Raw genomic sequence first — 23,846 nt, forward strand, 5'->3', positions numbered from 1 at the left:
CACCCCCGATCGGTTCGGCTAGTCGCTGGCGCCCGGCGCCGCCGCGCGGGGACTGCGACGGTACGCCGAGACCTCGGGGCGGCCGGGCAGCCACAAGCGCCACGGCCGGTCGGCGGCCTGGCTGACGCCGACCCGCGGGCCGGCCGTCGCGGTCAGCGGTTCGTGCAGTTCCAGGGTCACCGGGCTGTCGCGCGCGAACAGGTCAATACCGTTGTCCTCCATGGTGATTCCCATGGCCGCGCACAGATTGCCCGGGCCGCGCGCCAGGGCCGCGGTGTGCACCAGTTCGCCGCGGCGGGCGCGCGCGACCTCGGTGCCGTCCTCGATGGCGGCCGCGCGCAACAGGACCGCGGCGGCGGTGCCGTCGGGCCCGCAGGAGACGTTGGCGCAGACGTGGATCCCGTGGCTGCGGTAGGTGTAGAGCCGCCCGGGGGGCCCGAACATCACGAAGTTGCGGGCCCGCAGCCCCTTGTACGAGTGGGCGGCCGCATCGGGCCACGGGCCGTCGGGAACTCCCCCGTAGGCCTCGACCTCGACGACGATCCCGCTCACGCCCCGCGCGGTCAGGGTGGCGCCCAGTAACCGGCGCGCGGCCTCGACCGGGTCGACTAACAGCTGGGCAGCCGTGCCTTCGCGAAATCGTCCTCGAGCCTCGACCACATCAGATCCTGAATCCTCTTTTCTTAACCCAACGAACCTACCGGCCTGCCGAACATGGCAGTATCCCGGTGTCCCGTGACCCCAGGGCCGCGAGAAGGAGCCCACCTGATGCATGCGATCGATCCCGCCGCCACGGCCTGGTTGCTGGCCAGCACCGCGCTGGTCCTGCTGATGACCCCGGGCCTGGCGATCTTCTACGGCGGCATGGTCCGCACCACCGGGGTGCTCAACATGATCATGATGAGCTTCATCTCCATACCGCTGGTGACGGTGGCGTGGTTGCTGGTGGGCTACACCATCGCGTTCTCCGAGGATGGGGCCGGCGGGCTCGCCGGCAACCTCAGGCATTTCGGCATGCTCGGCATCACCCCCGACACCGTGCACGGCACCGTTCCCGAACTGCTCTATGCCACGTTCCAGTTGACCTTCGCGATCATCACGGCCGCCCTGGTGAGCGGCGCGATCGCCGACCGCGCGAAGTTCGCCGCCTGGATGATCTTCGTCCCGGTGTGGACGATCGCGGTGTATTCGATTGTGGCGCACTGGGTATGGGGTCCCGGCGGGTGGCTGGCCAAGCTCGGGGTGCTCGACTACGCGGGCGGGCTCGTCGTCGAGATCGTCTCCGGTTCCTCCGCGCTGGCGCTGGCGCTGGTGCTCGGGCCGCGCATCGGTTTCAAGAAGGACGCCATGCGGCCGCACAATCTGCCGCTGCTGTTTGTCGGCGTCGGGCTGCTGTGGTTCGGCTGGTTCGGGTTCAACGCCGGTTCCGCCCTGGCGGCCAACGGAACTGCCGCGGCCATCTTCCTCAACACGCTGGTGGCCGGGTGCCTGGGCATGCTCGGCTGGCTCTCGGTCGAACAGATCCGCGACGGCCGCCCCACCACGTTCGGTGCGGCATCGGGTGTGGTCGCCGGCCTGGTCGCCATCACCCCGTCCTGCGGGACCGTCAACACGCTGGGCGCGACGGTCGTCGGGCTGGCGGCGGGCGTCGTGTGCGCGTTCGCGGTGGGCGCGAAATTGCGCTTCAACTATGACGATTCGCTCGACGTGGTGGGCGTGCACTTCGTCGGCGGGGTGGTCGGTGTGTCGTTGATCGGCTTGTTCGCCACGGCGGTCATGACGACGGGCCCGCAGGGCCTGTTCTACGGGGGCGGCTTCGGCCAGCTGGGCAAGCAGACGCTGGCGATCGCGGTCGTCGCCGTCTACGCGTTCGCGATGACGTTCGTGTTGGGCAAGGTGATCGACCGGCTGATCGGATTCCGGGTCAGCGCCGAGGACGAGACCACCGGCGTCGACCTCACCCAGCACGCCGAAACCGCCTACGCCGAAGGCGTGCACGGGCACCTGCCGCAGCGCCGCCCCGCGACCGGCGAGCGCTTCAACTAGCCGCGAGACTGCGCCTGCCGACGCATCGCCCGAGTGCACCGGTCGGTGGTTGCAGTCTCGCGGAGAGCGGGTCCGCCCGTCCACCCCCGCGCCCTTGACAACCCCGCGCGACGGGACGATTATTCATCGCATGATGAGTTCATCCTGTGATGAATTAATTGCCGGGCCCGCGGAGCCGGCGGTGCGCATCGATCACCTGCGCGTCGTGCGCGGCAAACGCCCGGCCCTGCACGACTTCTCCGTGCAGATCGCCAAGGGCAGCATCACCGGGCTGCTCGGACCGTCGGGCTGCGGCAAGACCACACTGATCCGCTGCATCGTCGGCACCCAGATCCTCACCAAGGGCACCGTCACCGTGCTCGGCAAGGCCGCCGGCAGCGCCGAACTGCGCCACCGGGTGGGCTACCTGCCGCAAGACCCGACGATCTACCACGACCTGCGGGTCGTGGACAACGTGCGCTATTTCGCCGCGCTGTACGGGTTCGACGGCCAGGCCGCCGACGCCGCCATCGACCGCGTGGGGCTGACCGATCACCGAACCGCCTTGTGCGGCAACCTGTCCGGCGGTCAGCGCACCCGGGTGTCACTGGCCTGCGCGCTGGTCTGCCAGCCCGACCTGCTGGTGCTCGACGAGCCCACGGTCGGGCTGGACCCGGTGCTGCGCGCCGACCTCTGGGAGCAGTTCACCGACCTGGCCCGCGCCGGGACCACCCTGCTGGTCTCCAGCCACGTGATGGACGAGGCCGACCACTGCGGCGACCTGCTGCTCATGCGTGACGGCCGGCTGGTCGCCCACACCACCCCAACCCAACTGCGAGAGGGCACCGGATGCACGTCACTGGAGGACGCGTTTCTGTCCATCATCAAGCGCAGCACCATGCGCGAAGCGGGCTGACCCTGCGCGGCTACACCGCGACCACCGCGCGAATCCTGCGGCAGCTGGCCGCCGATCACCGCAGCGTCGCGATGATCCTCTTGGTGCCGGTCCTGGTGATCAGCCTGATGTACTTCATGTTTCAGAACGCCCCGCACCGCCCGGGCGGGCCGACCCCGTTCAACAACGCCTGCCTGATCCTGCTGGGCCTGTTCCCCTTGTTCGTGATGTTCATCATCACGGCGATCACCATGCAGCGCGAACGGGCGTCCGGGACGCTGGAGCGCATTCTGACCACGCCGCTGCGGCGCCTGGATCTGCTCATCGCCTACGGCACCGCCTTCTCCATCGCCGCTGCGGCGCAAGCGATTCTGGCGTGCATCGTGTCGTTCTGGCTGCTGGGTTTCGACACCGCGGGCAGCCCGGCGTGGGTGTTCGTCATCGCGATCGTCAACGCGGTGCTGGGCGTCGGCCTGGGCCTGCTCTGTAGTGCGTTCGCCCGCACCGAGTTTCAGGCGGTGCAGTTCATTCCCCTGGTGATGGTGCCGCAGCTGTTGCTGGCCGGCATCATCGTGCCGCGCGCTTTGATGCCACACTGGCTGCAATGGATCAGCAATGTGCTGCCGGCCAGCTACGCGCTGGAGGCCTTGCAGCAGGTGGGTGCGCACCCGGACCTGACGTTCATCGCGGTGCGCGACATCGTCGTGGTGCTGGGCTTCGCCCTGGCGGCGCTGTGCCTGGCCGCGGCCACGCTGCGGCGACGGACGCCCTAGTGGCGCGTCGTCATGGAGGGCGAATGGCGGGTCTGTCCTGGTGACGGCCACCAGCGCTGGGCGCCGGCGTCGGGGGCGGCCGGCCGGGGTCTCCGACAGCCGTGATCGCATCCTGGCTAGCGCGCGGGAGCTGTTCGCCAGCAAGGGAATTCGTAACACCTCCATACGCGCGGTGGCCGCGGCGGCGGGGGTGGACTCGGCGCTGGTGCACCACTACTTCGGCACCAAGGAGCAGCTGTTCGCCGCGGCCGTGCACATCCCGATCGACCCGATGGAGGTCATCGGTCCGTTGCGCGAGGTCCCCGTCGACGAGCTGGGCTACCGGCTGCCGTCGATGTTGTTGCCGCTGTGGGACTCCGAGATCGGTGCGGCGTTCATCGCCACGCTGCGGTCGATGCTCGCCGGGTCGGAAACCAACCTGTTTCGCACGTTCATCGAGGACGTGATCGCCGTCGAAGTCGGCACCCGCGTCGACAATCCCCTGGGCAGCGGAACCATCCGCATCCAATTCGTGGCCTCACAGCTGGTGGGCGTCGTGATGGCGCGCTACATCCTGCAATTGGAGCCGTTCGCGTCGCTGCCGCCCGAGCAGGTCGCCCGGACCATCGCGCCGAATCTGCAGCGCTACCTCACCGGGGATCTGCCGGACGGCCTTGTGCCATGAGGCGAGCGTGCTCGTCGTCGCCGACGTCGCGGGCCTCGTCGATCAGCAACACCGGGATGCCGTCCTCGATGCGGTAGGCCCGCCGCAGCCTGGGGTTGTAGAGCAGTTCGGACCCCACGAGCACCAGCGGGCCCCGGTCCTGGGGGCATACCAGGATGTTCAGCAGGGCGTCGTCGATCACGACTGCGCCCCAATCAGCTCGGCACGAACACCGGGAGTCAGGCGGCGGTACTGGTCGGTCTCGGCATCGAAATACCAGACGTGGCGCCCGGCCTTCGGGATCCCGGCGGCCCGCAGGGCGCTGACGGTCGGCCGGAACGTCGCGCTCAGGTTCATCTCCGACACCACGCACACGAGGTCGGGTCCCAGGCCGATGGGCAGGTTGGCGAAGGCCTCGGTCAGGTCGGCCGCGGTGATCGAGGCGCCCGGCAACAGCGTCAGCGCCGAGGCCGCCACCTCGTGGTCGCCCACCGGCAGGTTATAGGTGACCGCGAGGTCGACACCGTTGATGCACCCCAGCGCGTCGGTGACCGGCTCGGCATAGACCAGGCCGCGCGCGGTGCGCACGACCGAGCCGCGCCGGCCCGCCAGCCAGTAGTCGCCGTCGTCGTCGCGATAGAACAGGTACTCGGTCGATATCCACGTGTCGCCGGCGGCGAAGACGCCGCGCTTGACCGAGGCGCTCGGATCGATCGGGCCGTTGGAGGCCGCGAGCAGGACCCCGACCTCCTTGGGCGCGGCGATCTGCACGAAACCGCGTTCGTTCTCCAGGATCAGGTCGTGCTCGGCGTCGTAGGCGCCCAGCTCGATGCGCCCGGCGCCCGGCAGCGGCCGGCCCTTGCTGCCGACCTTGGCGCCGGACACGTTGGCCAGCACCGCCTGCCCGTCCGTGGTGGCGAAGAACTCGACGACGTGGGCCGGCGCGAACGCCTCCACGACGCGCCCCCACAGTCCGGTGGGCATGCCCGAACCGATGAACAGCCGCACCGGGTGATTGCCCTGCAGCACGAACGCCGGGTCGTCGACGATCTCGCGGAGCATGGCCCAGGTGTAGGACACCACCGTGACGCCGTACTGGCGCACCTCCTGGACGAATCGGGTCCGGTCCAGCCCGCGCGACAGCGCGATGCGGGTGCCGCCGACCACCGCGCCGCCCAGGCTGACCAGCAGCGCCGACTCGTGGTGCAGCGGCGTCAGGCAGTAGACGGTGTCGCGGCGGTCCAGGGCGGCCGTCGAGGCGGTACCGAAGGCCGACACCGCCCAGCGGTAGTTGGTGATCTGCCTGGCCACCAGCTCGCCGCCGGCCGCGGTGAACGCGATGAACGCCAGATCGCGGGCCAGTCCCGGGTTCGGGCGATACCAGCCCGGCAGGTCGACGGCGTCCGGGTCGATCTGTTCCATGTCGATGACGTCGGAGTCCTCGGGCAGGTGCAGGTCCCGCGACTCGCCGCCACCGAGCACCAGCACCTGGCGCAACCCTTGGCGGTCGGAACGCAGCACCGCGTCGAGGTTGGTGGGGTCGGTCAGCAGCTCGGTCACTCCCCCAAGCCGCACCGAGGCGGCCAGGTCGGCGTCGGGACGCATCACCACCGCGATGGCGCCGAGCCGCGACAACGCGGCGATGGCCACCAGCGCGCTGGGCCGGGTCTCCATCAACACCCCGACCCGGTCACCCTGGCGCACCCCGACGTCGATCAGGCCGCGAACGACATTGTTGACGCGCCGGTTCACCGCCTCGTAGGTGTGCACGCGGCCGTCGAACAGGAGGAATTCGCCCTGCGGGGCATCATGGGCCTGTTCTTCAATGATGCGGCCCAACGAAATTCGGGTGTGGTCGTTGATCTGGCCCAACCGGACCAGGCGCGGCAGGGTCCGGGCCGTCTCGACGGCCAGCGTGCGCACGGACTTGTTGGCGGCGACGACGGTGTTGGCCGCGCCGCGCGCGATGCCCAGCGCCGCCTCGGAGGCCTCCCCGAGGCCGTGCGCGATCCGGGAGCTGATCGCCACCCCGCTGTCGGTGTGCTCCGCGGGCTGGTCGGCCATCAGGTCGATGCTGCTGGGTTTGTCGCCGCCGGTGGACAACCACTTCACCCATTCGGCGACCGTCGGCCAACTCTGTTGCGCCGCTTTGGATCCCACGACCAAGCCGAAATGTCCTGTGCGAATGGTGTATTCGTAGACTTCGGCGTTCGGGGCCGCCCGCCGGATCCCACGCACCGAGGCGGGCTGGCCGATGTCGTCGACCTCGCCGACGAAGGCCAGCACGGGACACGTGATGTCGGTGAGCGTCACCATCTGACCGTTGACGGCGAAGCCGCCGGTCATCATCCGGTTGTGGGCGATGAACTGTTTGAGCAGCTCCGAGATCGCCGGGCCCGACCACGCGATCCAGCCTTCGCGCTCGAGGAATCGGCGCTGCTGCTCGCGCGGCAGTAGCGCCTCGCGGTCGTGCAGCTGGCGCACGAAGTCCACCCGCGCCTTCGCGGTCTTGAGCGGGTCGAGCATCTGGAAGCCGGTGCGCGCCATCCAGCTCGGGATCGCCAGCCGGCTGAAGACGTGGTCGGCCATGAAATTGGCGGCGGGCGCGGCGAAATTCGCCGGGATGCCCATGGGCAACGCGGCGAGCGTGTCCACCGGCGATCCGAAGGTGACGATGCTGGCGAGGGCCTTCGACCGCCGGTAGGCGGCGACCTGGTAGCACCACATGCCGCCCTGGGAGTAGCCGACCAGGTGCACGTCGCTGCCGGTCACATCCTTGACGGTGTCGATGGCTTGGCCCAGCGCGACGATGTGGTCGGCCAGGGTGCGCCGCATGCCGCCTTCGACCTTGTCGGGCTCACCGAAGTCGATGACCCAGGGGTCGATGCCCTGGGCGTGCAGGATGCCGACCGCGCCTTCCTCGCGCGTGACGTCCCACATGTCCGCCGACATCATCATCGGGTGCACCATCAGCACCGGCGGCCCGGCGGGCGACTGGCCGCGCCGGCTGTCCGGCGGGAAGTACCGCCGCAGCTTGTACATCGGCACGCTCTCGACGATCTGCGACGGCGACGGCACACTACCGGTTTCCAAGCCCCCCAGTCGCAAGACCTCCAGCCCGTTCTGCGCGGTTGCGATCAGCCGCTCGACCGGTCGTGTGACCATCGAAAAATTGAGATCCACTGCTGCTCCCTGAGTCTTGACAGCTTGGACATCATGGCACATCAGGGCAGCTAGAAGGGCGGTGGTTCCGGTTAGAACGGTGGCGGATCCTCGTCGAACCCGTGGGTGGTGGGCCAGGCGTGGCCGGCCGACGGCGCCGCCCGGGCCAGCCGGGCGTCGCGGTTGTGCCGTCGTTCGGCGGCCACGCACTGGGCGCGGTCTTGGGCCCGGGTGCGGCGGCGTCGGGGCATCATCGCGGCGCGTTCGGTGCAGTAGTCCGTGTCGGCCGCCGTGGGTGGTGGCAGGTCGCCGGTGGGTGCGCACAGGGAGGGGAACAGCAGTGCGCTGCCCGGGGTGGTGACGTAGGTCTGTCCGGCCGGTGAGACCAGGATCAGCGTGCCATCGGCCAGCTGCTGTTCACGCCAGTCCCAGGACGCGCTGGTGGACGCGCTGGCCATCGTGGAAGCGGATGGCGGTGCAGCGAGCCACATCCTCGCCAACCCGCTGGCGTGGGCACGGCTGTCCAAGCTCAAGATGACCGACACCAGCGCGCAGTCGCTGCTGGGCAACGAGGCCCAGGCCAAGCCGCAGCGCCAGCTGCTGGGCGTGCCGGTGACCGTCGACCGCGACGTACCGGGTAACCAGCTCATCGTGCTCGACAAGCGTGCGGTGCTGTCCGCCTACGGACAGGTGCTGGTGGCCACCTCCACCGACTACCTGTTCAACCGGGACAGCGTGGCACTGCGCATCACGTTCCGGTTCGGAGCAGTAGTGGCCAAGCCGAGCCGCGTGGTCGTGGTGGACGTCGACAGCACGCCGTAACAGAACGTGGAGCGGGTGGTTCGGTTGCTCCTGGGACGACGCCACCACCCGCTCCGCTCAACCGTCCGGTGAACGGCGAGGCGGAACGTCGCGTCAATCGAGCGGCCGGACCAGCCAGCGGGGACCGGGTTACTGACCAGGCCGCCGGTCCTCGTTGGCACACCCCCACGCCGACCCTGGGCGGTCAGCCCCCTCTCGGGTGGTAGGCGGCCCGGTCGGCATTGGCGCTCCCATGCTGCCCCAGTCTGGGGTTTCACTACGCCGCCTATTGTCGCGGCGGTTGCAGTCGTTCGTTGGTCCCGAACAGGAAGTAAAACTGGGCCTTCTTGGCGCTGCGGATCTCCTGGTGTTCATCGATCAAGGCGCGTGCAGTTCCGACGCCATACCCGACAGCAACTCCAGCGGCGGTGATATAACCGCCTACGGGTCCAGCCGCTACAGCCAGTGTTGCCGGGAGCGTCACCGCGCCCCCGATAGCTGCACCGCCGATGGAATCCTTCACGGTTCGCCGCATCAGGTCCGACATACTCCGGTTTTCAGCAATCGTTGCCTCGATTTCATCGAGCGCGGGGGCCACCTTCTGGTTCCACGCGTCGGCGATCTCATTGCCGAAATTTGGGTCCTCAGGCGGTAATTCGATCCCGTCGGTCAGACTACGGACACCCTGTCGGAATGCGGAAAGCGAGCTACTCAGCTCAGTTCTGATGTCGATGATCTCCCGTGGCTTGGCATATTGAAAGTTGGGCAGCCGGTCGAACAACCCATCGGCCATCGCGGCGTCAGCGCCCAGCTGCCGAGCCATGGGGACTGGTGAGAAGAAGCCCGCCTCTACGCCTAAGCGAACAATGTTGCTGGCGTTGGCATCAAATAGCGGATAGCGGCCGCCGTCACTGAGGACCTCGTCAATTTTGGCCGTGAATCCGAGTACCATCGCGTCGTCTTCGCTGATGTCGTCGACCACAGCTCCTGCGACGTCGTCCACGGTCAGGATCCCGAGATCGATGGCTTCCTGAAGTTGGTCATACCCCGATTCACCAAACATCTGAGTGACATTGTCCTGCATCGTCTTTCGAATTGGCCGCAATCCCTCTTCCAGAAAACGGACCTGCGAGTCGAATTCGTCGCGAAGGTGCCGCGGAAGTTGTGATCGCGGCGGCAGACTGTCAATGACGTCGAGGGTCGAGCGAAGTTGTTCGCTGACATCTGGAAAGAACTTCGGCGCAACGTTTTTGAAGATTCGAAGCAGTTCGATGCCGCTAGCTTCCGTTACGTCTTGAGCGTTCTCAGCAGCGCCGCCCGGGGACTGACGAGAGTGACCTCGTCGCCGTAGAGCAGCGCGGAATTGCAGATCTGCACTTCGTGCACCAACGACATCGCGTTCTCGACGTCCGCGCTGGAATTGACCACCGTCATTCTGACTTCGGAGCGGCGCTGATCACGCTGGACGCGGCGCGCTCGCTTCTTCTGCGCCCGCTTCTGCTCACGCGCTGCTTGTCGCGCGCGACTTTCCTTGGACATGGCTACCTTCCGCGTCCGGTGGGGGTCCTTGGCACGTCGGCCTCCAATCTGATGTCGGTGGTGACCCGTAACCTGCTGTCGTATGGAGAACGAGAAGGACGACACCATCCCGCGCTGGTGCCGCCCCTCGGTTGACGCCGTTAGGCGTACTGAATCAGCTGCCAGGTAACCGACTTGCCGTTGTGGGGCGGCATGCGGTTACCCTTCGCGATCGGAGCGGTGGTGCTGGGGTAGTCCAAGGACTGCCAGACCCCGCTCGCGGGACAAAGTTGACCAGTAGAAGCAGTAATGGTGATCACCTCCTCTCCTCGCGTTCGTTCTGGACTGCGCCCGCGAAATGCGCAGCCCGCAACGGCAGCAAGGAGAGTGGCTGGGTGCCGAATCTGGCCAGTCGGCGCGACTGGCACAGCTTCACCTGATACTTTGACGGTCTACCACCACGTAGGTTGCAAAGCCTCAGGACCCAAAGCCTCCCAGGCGCGGGCCTGGGGCCTTGCTTCCATTACGGCAAAGATATCGGACCGGGCGGACATTGGCCGTGCAGGCGCGCCGTGTCTCCGAAAATCCTGAGAAACCGCAATCATCATGGGGGATCGAGCGCTCCGCCGGTGTGCGACACGCCGTGGGAATGGCCGGGAATTTGTGACAGGTGGGGCAGGAGTGAATTACTGCCAGGTCACTGCTGGCAGATGCGTACCACAGCCGCGTCCGCCGCCCGGTGGTCGCAGAACACCGGCTCGCCGTCCTCGCCGTCGACCAGGCCGAGGGTGTCGCACCATGGGCAGCCCGCGATGGTTTTCCGTTGCCACGGCGTGAGGCGTCCCGGCCGAGGCAACAGCCGCCACTCGCTCACCGGCACCAGCGACCGCGCTTCCATGATGTCGTCGGCCATGTTGCCGCCGAAGGGTGCGGCACAGGCATTTGAGGTTGGACGCGTGCGTGGCGCCGCCGGCGGCGTACGGAATCGTGTGGTCGAGGTCGCAGTCCGTGGCTGGGCGATCGCAGCCGGGCCAGCGGCAGGTCAGGTCGCGGCACCGCACGAAATCGGCCAGCGCCTTCGAGGGCACGTAACCGCGCTCGGGGGCGGCGTCGCCGGGGTGGATCAGCGGCACCAACCTCGCGGACGCGGCCAGCTCGGTGATCAGGTCGGGAGGGATGAGCCCGTCGGCGCCCAGCTCCGACGCCGGCGCGGCACCCATCCGCTCCAGCGCCGGCCGCTCGGCGATCACGTGGATCACCACCGGGCCCGGTGCGGGCCGCTTGCCGGCCGCGCACTCGGCGCGCCCGCAGCGGCACCCCAGCCGATCCGCCCCGGCGGCCAGCGCGCCGAGCGCGTCGGCGCGACGCTGGTCGCGGCTGCGCGGGTCGTGCTCACACACCGTGCCCGCCAACGCGTCCAACCGCTGGTCGAGGGCGTGCGCGTCGGGCCCCAGCAGGCTGCCGCTGAGCTCGGCCACTCCCTCGTACACCTCGCCGATCCAAATGGCGCGGTCGGACTGGCGTTGCAGCCGTCGCCGGACAGCATCGGCGTCGACGCGGGCCACCACCTTGTCGACCTGCGCCCCGAGCCGCCCCTGGGTCATCGACGGCCAGCGCGCCACGTTGGCCGCCACTTGTCCATCGACCTGCGCGAGCACGTCGGGATCGGTGATCAAATCGGTCCGGAACACGATGGTTTGAAACATCCGGTAGTTGATATCCCCGGCTTTGAAGACCTCGCCCACCTTCGGAAGCCGCTCGCGCATCGCCCGGGCATATCGCACGCGGCTTGCGGCCAGCCCCTGACTGATGCGCAGCTGCGCGGCCACTTCCGCGCTGACGGCCGCCTCGGTATCGACTGCCCAGTCCTCGCACTCGGAACAACGCGAGAGCCGGTAGGCAAACAACTCCCCGATCGCTGTCAGCTGCTCGGCCGCGGCGCGGTTCTCCACGCGGGCAAACACACCGATCCGCTCCAACAGCGCCGCCGACGCCGGCGTTGCCGACGGATGGTGCCGTTCAAACAGCTCATCGAAGCTGGCGATCACCTCTTCGAACATACGTTCGATAATGTCACCCGTCACCGACAATAGTCGCGACAGCGCCCGAAGAACGGCCCTAGCTGCACAGATGGCGCCTATCCTTCCCCCATGGCGTCGAGCGTTTCGGGCAAGGTCGCGTTCATCACCGGCGGTGCGTCGGGCATCGGCGCCGCGCTGGCCACCAAGTTGGTCGATGGCGGCGCGGAGGTCTGGCTGGCCGATCGCCAACTCGAGGCGGCCCGGCGGCTGGCGCAGCGCCTCGGCACCGGTGACAAAAAGGCCGGAAAGGCCCACGCGGTCGAACTCGACGTCCGCGACTACCCCGCGTTCGAGGCCGCCGTCGCCGAGGCCGTGCGGACATCCGGGCGGATCGACTACCTGTTCAACAACGCCGGCATCGGCGTCGGCGGTGAGGTCGACTCCTACAGCCTCGAGGACTGGAACGACGTGCTGGACGTGAACCTGCACGGTGTCGTGCACGGCATCCAGGCGGTTTACCCGATCATGATCCGGCAGCGGTCGGGCCACATCGTGAACACGGCGTCGATGGCGGGATTGCTGGCGGGCCCCGGCACCGTCAGCTACACCGCCTCCAAGCACGCCGTGGTGGCGCTGTCGAGGGCGCTGCGGCTGGAGGCCGAACGCCACAACGTCAAGGTGTCGGTGCTGTGTCCGGGCGCCATCCGCACTCCGATCCTCACCGGCGGCGTCTACGGCCGGATGACGAATATGCGCGCCAGCGAAGGGGACATCCTCAAATCCTGGGAGCCGACGCGGCCGATGGCGCCGGAGAAATTCGCCGAGCGTGTCCTTCGCGCCGTGTTGCATAACGACGCGATCGTCATCGTGCCGGCGTGGTGGAAGGCGCTGTGGTACCTGGACCGGCTGTCACCGACCCTTTCGTCAGGGATGGCGCGACTCGTGCTCAGACGCATGCGCGAATTGGATTCCAGCGCATCGTGATCCGCCGACCGTCGGCGAAGTCGACGGATTTGTCACCGCGACCTGCGCTCCTGAAGGCACGCTGAGAACCGGCTGCGAACCCGTTTGCGCAGCGTGGCGCAGGGTACACAGCGAATGCGCTTCGGTCGCGACGCGTCGTCGGGACCTCCTCGGTTGAAAGACACAGCTGGGCGCTTCCCAGTTTTCTGGGCGGCTTTGGCGACCGTTACTGCACCGACAGTGCGGGGCCGGAGCCCGCCAGACCGTGTTTCCTTCCAGCCCGAAGGCGAGGTCGCTTTTGGATACGACGACGGAATTGCTCGGCGAGCGACAGACCGCCGATCGCTTCACCAACGAAACCAGCCCGGACCGGTAATCGCCGGCCCAGGCAAACGCGCGCGAGAAAGGGAGACAAATGTTGTTGCTGGGCAACGGCGGACGGCACAAGGGCCGCACCGCCGGCGACGGACTCGGCGAGGTCCAACATTTGGCCGGGCGAGCGCTGTACGACGTCGCGCACGGCCGTTTCGAACGCTCGCTGTCCGGTCTGACGGCCATAGCTGCGTTGGTCACGACCGCCGAAATCTACTTCGAGCACTACAAAGCCAGCTTCGGCAACAAATGGATGTGGAGCCCGATCGTGGTGACCCCGCCGGTGGTCGTCGCCGGGATCGGCGGGGTGTTCTCCCGGCGCTGGGCCAAGCTCTGGCTGCCCATCACCGCGGGCATCTACACGGCCAACGGGCTGATGGGCGAATACCTGCACGCGCGCGGGGTTGCCCGCAAACCGGGCGGGTGGAAGAACGCCTCCTACAACGTGCCCATGGGGCCGCCGATCGCGGCGCCGGGGCTGATGTGCATGGTCGGCGGGATGGGGCTATTGGCGTCGATCCTGCGCCGCGAACGGTTCCGGGACTAGGGCGCTGGGATTTTCCGAGATGGCCAACACCTCACGCCCCGACCACCTGCCCCACCTGCGCCCCGACGGCAAGCCGCCGCACCCGTCCTGGCTGCCCAAGCAACGCCGCGGCACCACGCCGCAGATGATCGGGCGCTACCCCGATTACGACGTGCTCGAGACCGCCGACAAGTGGGACGAGGCCACCCGCAAGGTCGTGCTGGCTCGGCTGGAACCGCCCGGGCCGCTACGGTTTTTCACCCCCGAAGAGGAGCCGTGCCTGCGCGCGTTCTGCGACACGGTGCTGGCGCAGGACGTCGAGCCGCGGGTGCCGGCCGCGGAGTCGGTGGACTCCAAGCTCGCCGACGGGCGCCTCGACGGCTACCAGTACGCCGACATGCCCGACGACCGCGACACCTGGCGCCTGGTGCTGCGCGGGCTCGACGAGACGGCGGCTGCCCACTACGGCGGAATCTCCTTTGCCGACGCCGACATCACCACCCGCGAAGCGATCGTCGACAAGTTCTCGCACGGCGACTTACAGGGCGGGGCGTGGGAGAGCCTGAACGTCAAGCGGGCGTGGTCGGTGTGCATGCGAATGACGTTGTCGGGCTTCTACTCTCACCCATGGGCGTGGAACGAGATCGGGTTCGGCGGCCCGGCCTACCCGCGCGGGTTCATGCGCCTGGGCGGCGCCACCGGACCGGCCGCCGCGCGCGAACCATACGAGACTCCCGGCGCCACCGACGAAGACCCGGTGCAAATCGTGAACAACGGGGAGTTGTGATGGGCGACTTCTTGCGGGGTCTGTTCAAGGGAGCGGTCGAACCGAAGGACAATGATTCGCGGTTCCTGCTCGACGTGCACACCCGCGATCTGCCCGGCGAAAAGACGATGCGGCGCTACGCCGATGACGACGAGGTCGATCTGGTGGTCGTCGGCGCCGGAGCCGGCGGCTCGGTGCTGGCGCAGCGGCTGGCCCGCGAGGGCTGGCGGGTAGTGATCCTCGAAGCCGGCCCGTTCTGGCATCCCGACGAGGACTGGGTGTCCGACGAGGCCGGATCGCATGCGCTGTACTGGACACAGAAACGCATCATCGGCGGTGACGACCCAATCGAGTTGGGCAAGAACAACTCCGGGCGCGGCGTGGGTGGCTCGATGGTGCACTACGCTGGATACACCCCACGGTTCCACCCCAGTGACTTCGAGACCTACACGCGGGACGGGGTCGGGGCGGACTGGCCGATCCGCTACGAGGACATCCGCAGCCACTACGAGCGCGTCGAGCTCGAACTCCCGGTGGCCGGCCAGAACTGGCCGTGGGGCGACCCGCATCGCTACCCCTTTGCCCCGCATCCGATTTCGGGCGCCGCCGCCAAGATATGGCGGGGCGCGCTCAAGCTCGGCATCGAAATGCGGGTGGGGCCCGTCGGGATCGTCAACGGCACCTTCGGCAATCGCCCGCACTGCATCTACCGCGGCTACTGCCTGCAGGGCTGCAAGGTCAACGCAAAGGCCAGCCCGTACGTCACGCACCTGCCCGACGCCCTGGCCCACGCCGTGGAGATCCGCGCCAACTGCATGGCCTCACGGGTCGAACTCGACGAGACCGGCGCCGCCCGCGGCGTCGTCTACTACGACGAGGTCGGCGGCAAGGAGCGGTTGCAGCGCGCCAAAGTCGTTGCCGTGGCTGGGTATTCGATCGAGACACCGCGGCTGTTGCTGAACTCGGTCAGCGACCGGTTCCCGAACGGATTGGGCAACAACGACGATCAGGTCGGGCGCTACGTCATGGTGCAGGGCGCCACCCAATCCGCGGGCCGGTGGTCCGAGGAGGCCCGGATGTACAAGGCGCCGCCCCCCGAGGTGACCTCCGAACAGTTCTACGAGACCGACCAATCCCGCGGCTTCGCCCGCGGCTTCGCCATCCAGACCGTGTCGCCGATGCCCATCGGCTGGGCCGAACACGTGCTGGCCGACGGGCACTGGGGCCGCGCGCTGCGCGAATACATGCGCGACTACAACCACTGGGCGACCGTCGGCGTGCTCAACGAGCTGCTGCCGCTGCCGGACAACCGTGTCACGCTGGCTGACGAGAAGGACCCGTACGGCATCCCGGTGGCCCGCTTCGACTACACGTTGTGCGACAACGACAAGGCCAACATGGCGTACTCCACGAAGGTGATCGGCGACATCCTGCACGCCGCCGACGCCCAGGACGTGCTCACCATCGAGCGGTTCGCCCACCTGATCGGCGGCGCCCGGATGGGCACCAGCCCGCACAATTCGGTCGTCGACTCCGATCAGCGCGTGTGGGGCGTTCCGAACCTGTTTCTGGCCGACGGCTCGGTGTGTCCCACGCAGGGCTCGGCGAACCCGGCGCTGACCATCATGGCGCTGGCCTCGCGGCTCGCCGAACGGCTGGCCGGGGGGAAGATCGATACCACCGCCGGACGGAGGTCGGAGGCGGGAGCCCGTGGCTGACCGAACGATCGACGTCGAGACGACCTTCGCCCCCCGGGTGCTGCGCGAGTACGCGCTGCTCGCCGACGGCGAGCGCGGCGCGCTGATCGGGCCGCAGGGCGACATGGCGTGGATGTGCGCGCCGCACTGGGACTCCGACGCCGTCTTCTCCAATCTCATTGGCGGCGGCGGGGTTTACGCGATCACTCCGGTCGACATCCGGCACGTGTGGGGCGGCTATTACGAGCCCGGCACCCTGATCTGGCGCAACCGCTGGATCACCCGGGACGGCACCGTGGAATGCCGTGAGGCGCTGGCCTTCCCGGGCGACCCTGACCGGGTGGTGCTGCTGCGCCGCCTCACGGTGTGCCGCGGGGCGGCGCGGGTGCGGGTGCTGCTGGCGCCGGGCGCGGGATTCGGCAAGCACGGCCTTGGCCAGCCGTCCTGCGAGGGCGGTGTGTGGAGCGGCCGGTCGGGCCCGTTGCGCTGGCGGTGGCTGGCCGGCTGCCGGGCCCGCACCATCAAAGCCGCGCACGACAAAAGCGAGCTGCTCACCTGTGAGATCACCCTCGAGGAGGGCGGGCAACACGATCTCGTGCTGGAGCTGTCCGAACGGGCACTGCCCGACGAGCCGCCGGACCCCGACCTCGCCTGGGACGCCACCGCGGCCGCCTGGCAGCGCAGCGTCCCCCGGCTGAGCTGCACCATCGCCCCCCGCGACGGCAGCCACTCCTACGCGGTGCTGCGCGGACTGACCAGCAGCGGCGGCGGCATGGTGGCCGCCGCGACCATGAGCCTGCCCGAACGCGCGCACACCAACCAGAACTACGACTACCGCTACGCCTGGATCCGCGACCAGGTGTACGCCGGCATGGCCGCCGCCGCCGTCGGCACCACCGAACTGCTGGACCGGGCGGTCGAATTCGTCGGCGCCCGGCTGCTCGACGACGGCCCCAACCTCAAGCCCGCCTACACCGTCACCGGCGGCCCGGTGCCCGGCGAGGAGACGCTCGACCTGCCCGGCTATCCCGGCGGGGCCGACAAGGTCGGCAACTGGGTCAACCAGCAGTTCCAGCTCGACGTCTTCGGCGAGGCGCTGCAGTTGCTCGCCAAGGCGGGCGCCGCGGACCGGCTCGATGCCGACGGATGGCGCGCGGTGCAGACCGCCGTCCGGGCGATCGAAAAGCGCTGGCGTGAGCCGGACGCCGGGGTGTGGGAAATCGACAACGAGCACTGGACACAGTCCCGGCTGGCCTGTGTGGCCGGGCTGCGCGCCGTCGCCAAGCTGGCCGGCGCCGGTCCCGAGGTCACCACCTGCGCCTCGCTGGCCGACGCGATACTGGCCGACACCGCGTCGAGCAGCCTGCACCCGCACGGCTACTGGCAACGCAGCCCGCGCCTGACGGGGGTGGACGCGTCGCTGCTGCTGCCGCCGGTGCGCGGCGCCGTGCCCGCTGACGATCCCCGCACCCGGGCCACCCTGGACGCCGTCCGCCGCGAGCTCACCGAGGACGGGTTCGTCTACCGCTTCCGGCACGACGAGCGCGAGCTCGGCGACGCCGAGGGAGCGTTCTTGCTCTGCGGGTTCATGATGGCGCTGGCCGAAGACCAACTGGGCCATGGCGATTGCGCCATGCGCTGGTTCGAACGCAACCGCGCCGCGTGCGGCCCGCCGGGGCTGTTCTGCGAGGAGTACGACGTGCGGCAGCGCCAGCTGCGCGGCAATCTGCCCCAGGCGTTCGCGCACGCCCTGATGCTCGAATGCACGGCCACCCTCACCGACGACGACGCCCAACATCAGTGACCAATCCGAGCGAGCGAAAGGCAGTTCTGCGATGACACAGACAGTGGTGATCACCGGAGCCAGCGCCGGCATCGGCCGCGCCACCGCGCAGCAGTTCGGGCGGCGCGGTGCCAATGTCGTCCTGCTCGCACGGGGCGCGGCCGGGCTCGACGGCGCCGCCCGCGATGTCGAGGCCGGCGGCGGCAAGGCGCTGGCCATCCCGACCGACGTGGCCGACCACGCGGCCGTCGTCGCCGCCGCCGACGAGGCCGAATCCGCGTTCGGCCCCATCGACGTCTGGGTCAATGTCGCGTTCACGTCGGTGTTCGCGCCGTTCAGCGAGATCAGCGCCGAGGAGTTCAAACGCGTCACCGAGGTGTCCTACCTCGGGTACGTCCACGGCACCATGGCGGCGCTGGCCAAGATGCGCCCCCGCAACCGCGGCACCATCGTGCAGGTCGGTTCGGCGCTCAGTCAGCGGTCGATCCCCCTGCAGTCGGCCTACTGCGGCGCCAAGCACGCGATCAACGGGTTCACCGAATCGGTGCGCTGCGAACTGTTCCACGAGGGCTCGAAGGTCCGGATCACCGTGGTGCAGATGCCGGCGGTCAACACCCCGCAATTCTCCTGGGTGCTGTCCCGGCTGCCCCGCCATCCGCAGCCGGTGCCGCCGATCTACCAGCCCGAGGTCGCCGCCCGCGGTGTCCTCTACGCCGCCGATCATCCGGGGCGAAAGCAATACTGGGTCGGCGATTCCACCTTGGTGACGCTGCTCGGGCAGAAGTTCGTCGCGCCGCTGCTGGACCGCTACCTCGGCCGCACCGGCTACGACTCCCAGCAGACCGACGAACACGTCGGCCCCGGCCGGCCCCACAACCTGTGGCAGCCCCTGGACTCCGAACCGGGCACCGACCACGGCGCGCACGGCCAGTTCGACGACGAGGCGCACACGCACAGCCCGCAAGTGTGGGCGTCCCAGCATCCGGTCGTCAGCGGTACCGGCGCGCTGAGCGCGGCGGGGCTGGGCGCGTGGCTGGCGGCCCGGGCGGCCCGCCGGAGGGCGCGATGACAGCCGAGCGCGTCGACGCGGCCATCGAAGCGGTCACCGCGCAGGCCTATGAGATCCCCACCGACGCACCGGAAGCCGACGGCACCCTGTCGTGGTCGTCGACCACGCTGGTTCTCGCCGAGGTGGCGGCCGGCGACCGGCGCGGTATCGGCTACACCTATGCGGACGGCGCATGCGCCGCGCTGATCAACGGCAAGCTCGCCGGCGCGCTGACCGGACACAGCGCCGTGGACATCCCGGCCCGGTGGCAATCGATGGTCATCGCGATGCGCAACAACGGGCGGCCCGGGCTGGCGTCGTGCGCGATCTCGGCGCTCGACACCGCGCTGTGGGACCTCAAGGGCAAGCTGCTGGAGCTACCGGTGTGCCGGCTACTCGGCATGGCGCATCCCGAAGTGCCGATCTACGGCAGCGGCGGCTTCACCACCTACGACGAACGCCAGACCCGCGCCCAACTCGAACGGTGGGTCGACGAGTGGAAGATCCCGCGGGTGAAGATCAAGATCGGCGAGTCGTGGGGCTCCGACGTGGGCCGCGACCTCGATCGAATCGCGTTGGCCCGCAAGGTGATCGGGCCCGACACCGAACTGTATGTCGACGCCAACGGCGGCTACCGCCGCAAGCAGGCCATCCGGGTGGCCCACGCCATGGCCGACCACGGTGTCACCTGGTTCGAAGAGCCCGTCTCCTCCGACGATCTGGCCGGACTGCGCGAGGTGCGCGACCAGGTCAGCCCGGACGTCACCGCCGGCGAATACGGCTACGACCTGGCCTACTTCAACCGGATGCTCGCCGCCGACGCGGTCGACTGCCTGCAGATCGACGTCACCCGCTGCGGGGGCATCACCGACTGGGTGCGCGCCGCGGGCCTGGCCGCCTCCTACAACGTCGACGTGTCCGGGCACTGCGCTCCCAACCTGCACGCCCACGTCGCCACCACCGTCGCGAACCTGCGACACCTGGAGTACTTCCACGACCACCACCGCATCGAACACCTGCTTTTCGAGGGCGCCCTGTCCCCCGAGGGCGGGGCGTTGCGGCCCGATCAACACCGCCCGGGCTTCGGGCTGGAGTTCAAACGCCAAGACGCCGAGCGGTACCGGGTGGCCTGACCGGCGAACAGCCGCCAAATGCCCCGGTAGGGGCAGGAATGGGCGCGCGCAAAAACGGGAATTGATATGCCAAGGTTTTCACAAGAGGGATTGGGGAATCGCACGATGACGGTGAACTCCAACGACGAGACTGTCGAACGCCCTGCGGCGCTGGTGTCGGACGTCGTCCCCGAACGCGATTTCAGTGCGGTCGACCTGGTGCTGGGCCTCGGCGAGCCGCAGCGCGTCGGCAGGTTCTGGTTCTATATCGACGGCCAACGCTGGGAGTGGTCCGATGCGGTCGCGCGCATGCACGGCTACAAACCGGGACAGGTCACGCCCACCACGGAACTGCTGCTGCAACACAAGCACCCTGACGACCGGGAGCGGGTGGCCGACGTGCTGGACCGGGTGATGAAGGGAAAGCCGTTCAGCAGCCGGCACCGGATCATCGACACCGCCGGACGGACCCGCTGCGTCGTCGTCGCCGGCGATCGGATGGTCGACGCCACCGGGGAGCTGGCCGGCACGTCCGGGTTCTACGTCGACGTCACCGACTCCCTGCATACCGACATCACCAACGTGCTGTCGGCGGTGGCGGATTCGCGCGCGCGCATCGAGCAGGCCAAGGGCGTGCTGATGATCGCCTACGGCATCTCGGCCGAGCGCGCCTTCGACATCCTGGTGTGGCGTTCCCAGGAGGCGAACCTCAAGCTGCGCGACGTCGCCGGTCGCTTCCTGGACGCCGTGGCCAGCAAGGCGTCGGCGGAAACGCAAAGCCAGGTGGACCAGGCGCTGCTGACCCTCGGCTAGCGGCGGGACGCTAGGGTCGGCCCGGTGGCGCACCTACTTGGGGCCGAGGCCGTACACCTCGAATATCCGACTCAGGTGGTCTTCGACTCGATCACGCTCGGGGTCAACGACGGCGCCCGCATCGGGATCGTCGGGCGAAACGGCGACGGCAAGTCCAGCCTGCTGCGGCTGCTGACCGGCCAGCAACGGCCCGACGCCGGGCGGGTCACCCGGCGCAGCGGGTTGCGGGTCGGCGCACTGAGCCAGGCCGACACCCTGGACCCGGACCGCAGCGTGGGCCACACGCTCGTGGGCGAGACGGCCGAACACCAGTGGGCCGGCGACGTGCGGGTCCGCGATGTGGTCGCCGGGCTAGTCTCCGACATCGACTGGGAGGCAACGGTTTCCACGCTGTCCGGCGGCCAGCGCCGCCGCGTGCAGCTGGCCCGGTTGCTGATCGGCGAATGGGACGTCATCGCGCTCGACGAGCCGACCAACCATCTCGACATCGAGGGCATCACCTGGCTGGCCGGGCATCTGCGGCAACGCTGGGCGCGCAACTCCGGCGGCCTGCTGCTGGTGACCCACGACCGCTGGTTTCTCGACGAGGTCGCCACCACGACGTGGGAGGTGCACGACGGCATCGTCGAGCCGTTCGACGGCGGTTACGCGGCCTACGTCCTGCAGCGCGTCGAGCGCGACCGGATGGCCGCCGTCGCCGAGGCCAAGCGGCAGAACCTGATGCGCAAGGAGCTGGCGTGGCTGCGCCGCGGCGCGCCGGCGCGAACCTCCAAACCCAAGTTCCGGATCGAGGCGGCCAACCAGCTGATCGCCGACGTGCCGCCGCTGCGCAACACCGTCGAACTGGCCAAGCTGGCCACCGCGCGGCTGGGCAAGGACGTGGTCGATCTGCTCGACGTGTCGGTCTCCTTCGGCGGGCGCCCGGTGCTGCGCGATGTCGAGTGGCGGATCGCCCCGGGTGAGCGCACCGGCATCGTCGGGGCCAACGGCGCCGGCAAGTCGACCCTGCTGCGGTTGATCGACGGCACCGTCGAGCCGGACGCGGGCCGCGTCAAGCGCGGCAAGACCGTGCGCCTGGCGGTGCTCGACCAGCAGGGCGACGCGCTGGCCGCGCTCGGCGGCGACCGGATCGCCGATGTGCTGGGCCGGCTGCCGGGCGGCTATCAGGTCGACGGCCGCGAGGCCACCCCGGCGCAGCTGCTGGAGCGGCTCGGCTTCGCCCGCGGCCAGCTGTCGGCCCGCGTCGAGGATCTTTCCGGCGGCGAGCGGCGGCGGCTGCAGCTGATGCTCACGCTGCTCTCCGAGCCCAACGTGTTGCTGCTCGACGAGCCGACCAACGACGTCGACACCGACACGCTGGCCGCCATGGAGGATCTGCTGGACTCGTGGGCGGGCACGCTGATCGTCGTCTCGCACGACCGCTACCTGCTGGAGCGGGTCACCGATCAGCAGTACGCGGTGCTCGACGGCCGGTTGCGGCACCTGCCCGGCGGCGTCGACGAGTATCTGCGGCTCGCCGAACAGCGGACCGCCGCGCAACCGCCCGAGCCGACGCCGGCCGCTCCGTCGGGAATGTCCGGCGCGCAGCGCCGCGCCGCGGAGAAGGAGGTGGCCTCCCTCGATCGCCAGCTCGCGCGGCTCGCGGACCGGATCGCCGACAAACACCACGAGCTGGCCGCCCACGAGCAGTCCGACCATGTCGGCATCACCCGGCTCACCCAGGAGCTGCGCGCGCTCGAGGACGAGGTCGCCACCACGGAGGGTCGCTGGCTGGAACTCTCCGAGTTGCTCGAATAACCCTGGCGCGCAAGGGATTCACCATGCGAACGGGCGCTCAGTGCCAGCGCAGCAGCACCAGTTCGGAACCGAAGCCGGGCCCCATCGCGAGCAACAGGCCGGGGCTGGTGCTCGGCGGCGGCTTGGCGATGGTGTCGCGCAGGATGTGCAGCACCGACGCCGACGAGAGGTTGGCGACCTCCCCGAGCGAGCGCCAGGTCAGTTCCTGCGCCTCCGGGGGCAGTTCGAGGGTCTTGGCGATCGCGTCGATCACTTTGGGGCCGCCGGGGTGGGTGACCCAGGCGCCGACGTCGTCCGTCGTCAGCCCGTGCGCGGCGAGGAAGGTGTGCACGTCGTCGGCCAGGTAACGGTCGATGACGTTCGGCAGCTCCGGCGACATCGCCGGCTGCATGCCGTCCGAGCCGATGTTCCAGCCCATGATGTGCAGCGATTCGGGGTACAGGCGGCTGCGCGAATCGACGATGTCGGGCCCGGCGGAATCCAGTTGCTGGGCGCGACGATCGCCGACGGCGACCACCGCGGCGGCGCCGTCGCCGAACATCGCCGTCCCGACCAGACCCGACACGGTCGGCCGGACCGTGGGAAAGGTGAGCGAACACAGCTCGACCGACACCAGCGCGGCGACGCCGTCGGGGGCACCGCGCAGGTAATCGTGCAGCCGCCCCACGCCGGCCGCCCCGGCCGCGCAACCCAGACCGAACAGCGGCATCCGCCGCACGTCCGGGCGCAGACCCAGGCGGCCTACGATCCGCGCGTCGAGCGACGGCACCGCGATGCCGGTCACCGTCGTCGTGGCGATCATGTCGATGTCGTGCGGTCGCAGCCCGGCCTCGTCGAGCGCACCCAGCAGCGCGTCGCAGCCCAGCTCCACGGCCTTGTCGATGAAGATCTCGTTGGTGGCACCGAAGTCGGTGAGCTCGTGGTAGCGCTCGAGGGGCAGCACCAGGTGGCGGCTGTTGACCTTGGCGGCGGCGTGCAGGCGCCGGACGACGTCTTCGTGTTCGGCCAGCGCGGGGAATTTGACCACCTGGTCGGTGATTTCGCGTTGGCTGTAGCGATGCGGCGGCAACGCGCCGAATACACCCGCGATGACGCTCATGCTCTGCTCTCTTGACTGCCAACCAGCGCAAA

The 23,846-nt window shown here is 69.0% G+C and carries 22 protein-coding genes; 14 read left to right on the top strand and 8 right to left on the bottom strand.

What is annotated here, in order from left to right:
- Window positions 1-18: 18 nt before the first annotated feature.
- On the bottom strand, window positions 19-660 hold the full coding sequence (locus AC5Y5B_RS00140) for a DNA-3-methyladenine glycosylase (protein WP_112633820.1): 642 nt from the start codon (window positions 658-660) through the stop codon (window positions 19-21).
- A gap of 108 nt (window positions 661-768) precedes the next feature.
- Between AC5Y5B_RS00140 and AC5Y5B_RS00145 the strand changes: the two genes are divergently transcribed.
- The 4 genes from AC5Y5B_RS00145 (at window position 769) to AC5Y5B_RS00160 (ending at window position 4,357) form a co-directional block, all read left to right on the top strand.
- Window positions 769-2,046: an ammonium transporter gene (locus AC5Y5B_RS00145; RefSeq protein WP_112633819.1), complete on the top strand. Its 1,278-nt coding sequence runs from the start codon at window positions 769-771 to the stop codon at window positions 2,044-2,046.
- Between the two features lie 130 nt (window positions 2,047-2,176).
- A complete protein-coding gene (locus AC5Y5B_RS00150; protein WP_112633826.1) occupies window positions 2,177-2,941 on the top strand; it encodes an ABC transporter ATP-binding protein in 765 nt (254 codons plus the stop codon).
- Entirely contained in the window at window positions 2,875-3,693 is an 819-nt protein-coding gene (locus AC5Y5B_RS00155; protein WP_112633818.1) for an ABC transporter permease, read from the top strand. Before AC5Y5B_RS00150 ends, AC5Y5B_RS00155 begins: the two co-directional genes overlap by 67 nt.
- Window positions 3,694-3,733: 40 nt before the next feature.
- Entirely contained in the window at window positions 3,734-4,357 is a 624-nt protein-coding gene (locus AC5Y5B_RS00160) for a TetR/AcrR family transcriptional regulator (RefSeq protein ID WP_112633817.1), read from the top strand.
- Here AC5Y5B_RS00160 and AC5Y5B_RS00165 read toward each other — a convergent pair.
- Genes AC5Y5B_RS00165 through AC5Y5B_RS00175 form a run of 3 tightly spaced genes read right to left on the bottom strand, consistent with a single transcriptional unit; the run spans window position 4,323 to window position 7,956 of the window.
- Complete coding sequence (locus AC5Y5B_RS00165) at window positions 4,323-4,538, bottom strand: Trm112 family protein (protein ID WP_112633816.1); 216 nt, start codon at window positions 4,536-4,538, stop codon at window positions 4,323-4,325. The genes AC5Y5B_RS00160 and AC5Y5B_RS00165 overlap by 35 nt on opposite strands.
- A complete protein-coding gene (locus AC5Y5B_RS00170) occupies window positions 4,535-7,561 on the bottom strand; it encodes an acyl-CoA synthetase (RefSeq protein WP_112633815.1) in 3,027 nt (1,008 codons plus the stop codon). Before AC5Y5B_RS00170 ends, AC5Y5B_RS00165 begins: the two co-directional genes overlap by 4 nt.
- A gap of 29 nt (window positions 7,562-7,590) precedes the next feature.
- Window positions 7,591-7,956 (bottom strand): hypothetical protein, encoded by a 366-nt coding sequence (locus AC5Y5B_RS00175; RefSeq protein WP_112633825.1) that lies wholly within the window; start codon window positions 7,954-7,956, stop codon window positions 7,591-7,593.
- Here AC5Y5B_RS00175 and AC5Y5B_RS00180 point away from each other — a divergent pair.
- On the top strand, window positions 7,940-8,320 hold the full coding sequence (locus tag AC5Y5B_RS00180) for a phage major capsid protein (RefSeq protein WP_165821821.1): 381 nt from the start codon (window positions 7,940-7,942) through the stop codon (window positions 8,318-8,320). The two genes, AC5Y5B_RS00175 and AC5Y5B_RS00180, sit on opposite strands and share 17 nt — an antisense overlap.
- Before the next feature lie 265 nt (window positions 8,321-8,585).
- Here the strand turns inward: AC5Y5B_RS00180 and AC5Y5B_RS00185 are convergent, their stop codons facing one another.
- The 3 genes from AC5Y5B_RS00185 to AC5Y5B_RS00195 all read right to left on the bottom strand — a co-directional run bounded on the left by AC5Y5B_RS00185 (window position 8,586) and on the right by AC5Y5B_RS00195 (window position 11,877).
- A complete protein-coding gene (locus AC5Y5B_RS00185; RefSeq protein ID WP_500002487.1) occupies window positions 8,586-9,383 on the bottom strand; it encodes a hypothetical protein in 798 nt (265 codons plus the stop codon).
- Window positions 9,384-9,586: 203 nt separating this feature from the next.
- Window positions 9,587-9,838 carry a hypothetical protein gene (locus AC5Y5B_RS00190; protein WP_500002489.1) on the bottom strand — a complete coding sequence of 84 codons (252 nt, stop codon included), beginning with the start codon at window positions 9,836-9,838 and terminating at the stop codon, window positions 9,587-9,589.
- A gap of 665 nt (window positions 9,839-10,503) precedes the next feature.
- The gene (locus tag AC5Y5B_RS00195; RefSeq protein ID WP_112633812.1) at window positions 10,504-11,877 is read right to left on the bottom strand and encodes an HNH endonuclease signature motif containing protein; all 1,374 of its coding nucleotides are present in this window, start codon (window positions 11,875-11,877) and stop codon (window positions 10,504-10,506) included.
- A 90-nt stretch (window positions 11,878-11,967) separates the two neighbouring features.
- On the opposite strand from AC5Y5B_RS00195, the gene AC5Y5B_RS00200 reads away from it, so the two are divergent.
- The 9 genes from AC5Y5B_RS00200 to AC5Y5B_RS00240 all read left to right on the top strand — a co-directional run bounded on the left by AC5Y5B_RS00200 (window position 11,968) and on the right by AC5Y5B_RS00240 (window position 22,715).
- A complete protein-coding gene (locus AC5Y5B_RS00200) occupies window positions 11,968-12,822 on the top strand; it encodes an SDR family NAD(P)-dependent oxidoreductase (RefSeq protein WP_500002498.1) in 855 nt (284 codons plus the stop codon).
- A gap of 394 nt (window positions 12,823-13,216) precedes the next feature.
- Complete coding sequence (locus AC5Y5B_RS00205) at window positions 13,217-13,720, top strand: hypothetical protein (RefSeq protein ID WP_112633810.1); 504 nt, start codon at window positions 13,217-13,219, stop codon at window positions 13,718-13,720.
- 19 nt (window positions 13,721-13,739) lie between these two features.
- Window positions 13,740-14,486, top strand: coding sequence for a gluconate 2-dehydrogenase subunit 3 family protein (locus tag AC5Y5B_RS00210; protein WP_112633809.1), 747 nt, complete (start codon window positions 13,740-13,742; stop codon window positions 14,484-14,486).
- Entirely contained in the window at window positions 14,486-16,183 is a 1,698-nt protein-coding gene (locus AC5Y5B_RS00215) for a GMC family oxidoreductase (protein WP_500002502.1), read from the top strand. The genes AC5Y5B_RS00210 and AC5Y5B_RS00215 overlap by 1 nt, the downstream gene beginning before the upstream one ends.
- On the top strand, window positions 16,176-17,966 hold the full coding sequence (locus AC5Y5B_RS00220) for a glycoside hydrolase family 15 protein (protein WP_112633807.1): 1,791 nt from the start codon (window positions 16,176-16,178) through the stop codon (window positions 17,964-17,966). The genes AC5Y5B_RS00215 and AC5Y5B_RS00220 overlap by 8 nt, the downstream gene beginning before the upstream one ends.
- A 31-nt stretch (window positions 17,967-17,997) precedes the next feature.
- Window positions 17,998-19,014 (top strand): SDR family oxidoreductase, encoded by a 1,017-nt coding sequence (locus tag AC5Y5B_RS00225; protein WP_500002506.1) that lies wholly within the window; start codon window positions 17,998-18,000, stop codon window positions 19,012-19,014.
- Window positions 19,011-20,126 carry an enolase C-terminal domain-like protein gene (locus AC5Y5B_RS00230; protein WP_500002508.1) on the top strand — a complete coding sequence of 372 codons (1,116 nt, stop codon included), beginning with the start codon at window positions 19,011-19,013 and terminating at the stop codon, window positions 20,124-20,126. The genes AC5Y5B_RS00225 and AC5Y5B_RS00230 overlap by 4 nt, the downstream gene beginning before the upstream one ends.
- A 105-nt stretch (window positions 20,127-20,231) precedes the next feature.
- Window positions 20,232-20,918: a PAS and ANTAR domain-containing protein gene (locus AC5Y5B_RS00235; RefSeq protein ID WP_500002511.1), complete on the top strand. Its 687-nt coding sequence runs from the start codon at window positions 20,232-20,234 to the stop codon at window positions 20,916-20,918.
- A 24-nt stretch (window positions 20,919-20,942) separates the two neighbouring features.
- On the top strand, window positions 20,943-22,715 hold the full coding sequence (locus AC5Y5B_RS00240; protein ID WP_500002513.1) for an ABC-F family ATP-binding cassette domain-containing protein: 1,773 nt from the start codon (window positions 20,943-20,945) through the stop codon (window positions 22,713-22,715).
- Between the two features lie 37 nt (window positions 22,716-22,752).
- Here the strand turns inward: AC5Y5B_RS00240 and AC5Y5B_RS00245 are convergent, their stop codons facing one another.
- Window positions 22,753-23,814 carry a type III polyketide synthase gene (locus AC5Y5B_RS00245; RefSeq protein ID WP_500002516.1) on the bottom strand — a complete coding sequence of 354 codons (1,062 nt, stop codon included), beginning with the start codon at window positions 23,812-23,814 and terminating at the stop codon, window positions 22,753-22,755.
- Window positions 23,815-23,846 lie beyond the last annotated feature (32 nt).

It is taken from the genome of Mycobacterium sp. NGS33 (assembly GCF_059812885.1).

Coding starts and splice junctions, on each gene's coding strand:
- AC5Y5B_RS00145 (WP_112633819.1), top strand. CDS start 769: ATGCATGCGATCGATCCCGCCGCCACGGCCTGGTTGCTGGCCAGCACC.
- AC5Y5B_RS00150 (WP_112633826.1), top strand. CDS start 2,177: ATGATGAGTTCATCCTGTGATGAATTAATTGCCGGGCCCGCGGAGCCG.
- AC5Y5B_RS00155 (WP_112633818.1), top strand. CDS start 2,875: ATGCACGTCACTGGAGGACGCGTTTCTGTCCATCATCAAGCGCAGCAC.
- AC5Y5B_RS00170 (WP_112633815.1), bottom strand. CDS start 7,561: ATGTGCCATGATGTCCAAGCTGTCAAGACTCAGGGAGCAGCAGTGGAT.
- AC5Y5B_RS00175 (WP_112633825.1), bottom strand. CDS start 7,956: ATGGCCAGCGCGTCCACCAGCGCGTCCTGGGACTGGCGTGAACAGCAG.
- AC5Y5B_RS00185 (WP_500002487.1), bottom strand. CDS start 9,383: ATGCAGGACAATGTCACTCAGATGTTTGGTGAATCGGGGTATGACCAA.
- AC5Y5B_RS00190 (WP_500002489.1), bottom strand. CDS start 9,838: ATGTCCAAGGAAAGTCGCGCGCGACAAGCAGCGCGTGAGCAGAAGCGG.
- AC5Y5B_RS00195 (WP_112633812.1), bottom strand. CDS start 11,877: ATGTTCGAAGAGGTGATCGCCAGCTTCGATGAGCTGTTTGAACGGCAC.
- AC5Y5B_RS00200 (WP_500002498.1), top strand. CDS start 11,968: ATGGCGTCGAGCGTTTCGGGCAAGGTCGCGTTCATCACCGGCGGTGCG.
- AC5Y5B_RS00205 (WP_112633810.1), top strand. CDS start 13,217: ATGTTGTTGCTGGGCAACGGCGGACGGCACAAGGGCCGCACCGCCGGC.
- AC5Y5B_RS00210 (WP_112633809.1), top strand. CDS start 13,740: ATGGCCAACACCTCACGCCCCGACCACCTGCCCCACCTGCGCCCCGAC.
- AC5Y5B_RS00215 (WP_500002502.1), top strand. CDS start 14,486: ATGGGCGACTTCTTGCGGGGTCTGTTCAAGGGAGCGGTCGAACCGAAG.
- AC5Y5B_RS00225 (WP_500002506.1), top strand. CDS start 17,998: ATGACACAGACAGTGGTGATCACCGGAGCCAGCGCCGGCATCGGCCGC.
- AC5Y5B_RS00230 (WP_500002508.1), top strand. CDS start 19,011: ATGACAGCCGAGCGCGTCGACGCGGCCATCGAAGCGGTCACCGCGCAG.
- AC5Y5B_RS00235 (WP_500002511.1), top strand. CDS start 20,232: ATGACGGTGAACTCCAACGACGAGACTGTCGAACGCCCTGCGGCGCTG.
- AC5Y5B_RS00245 (WP_500002516.1), bottom strand. CDS start 23,814: ATGAGCGTCATCGCGGGTGTATTCGGCGCGTTGCCGCCGCATCGCTAC.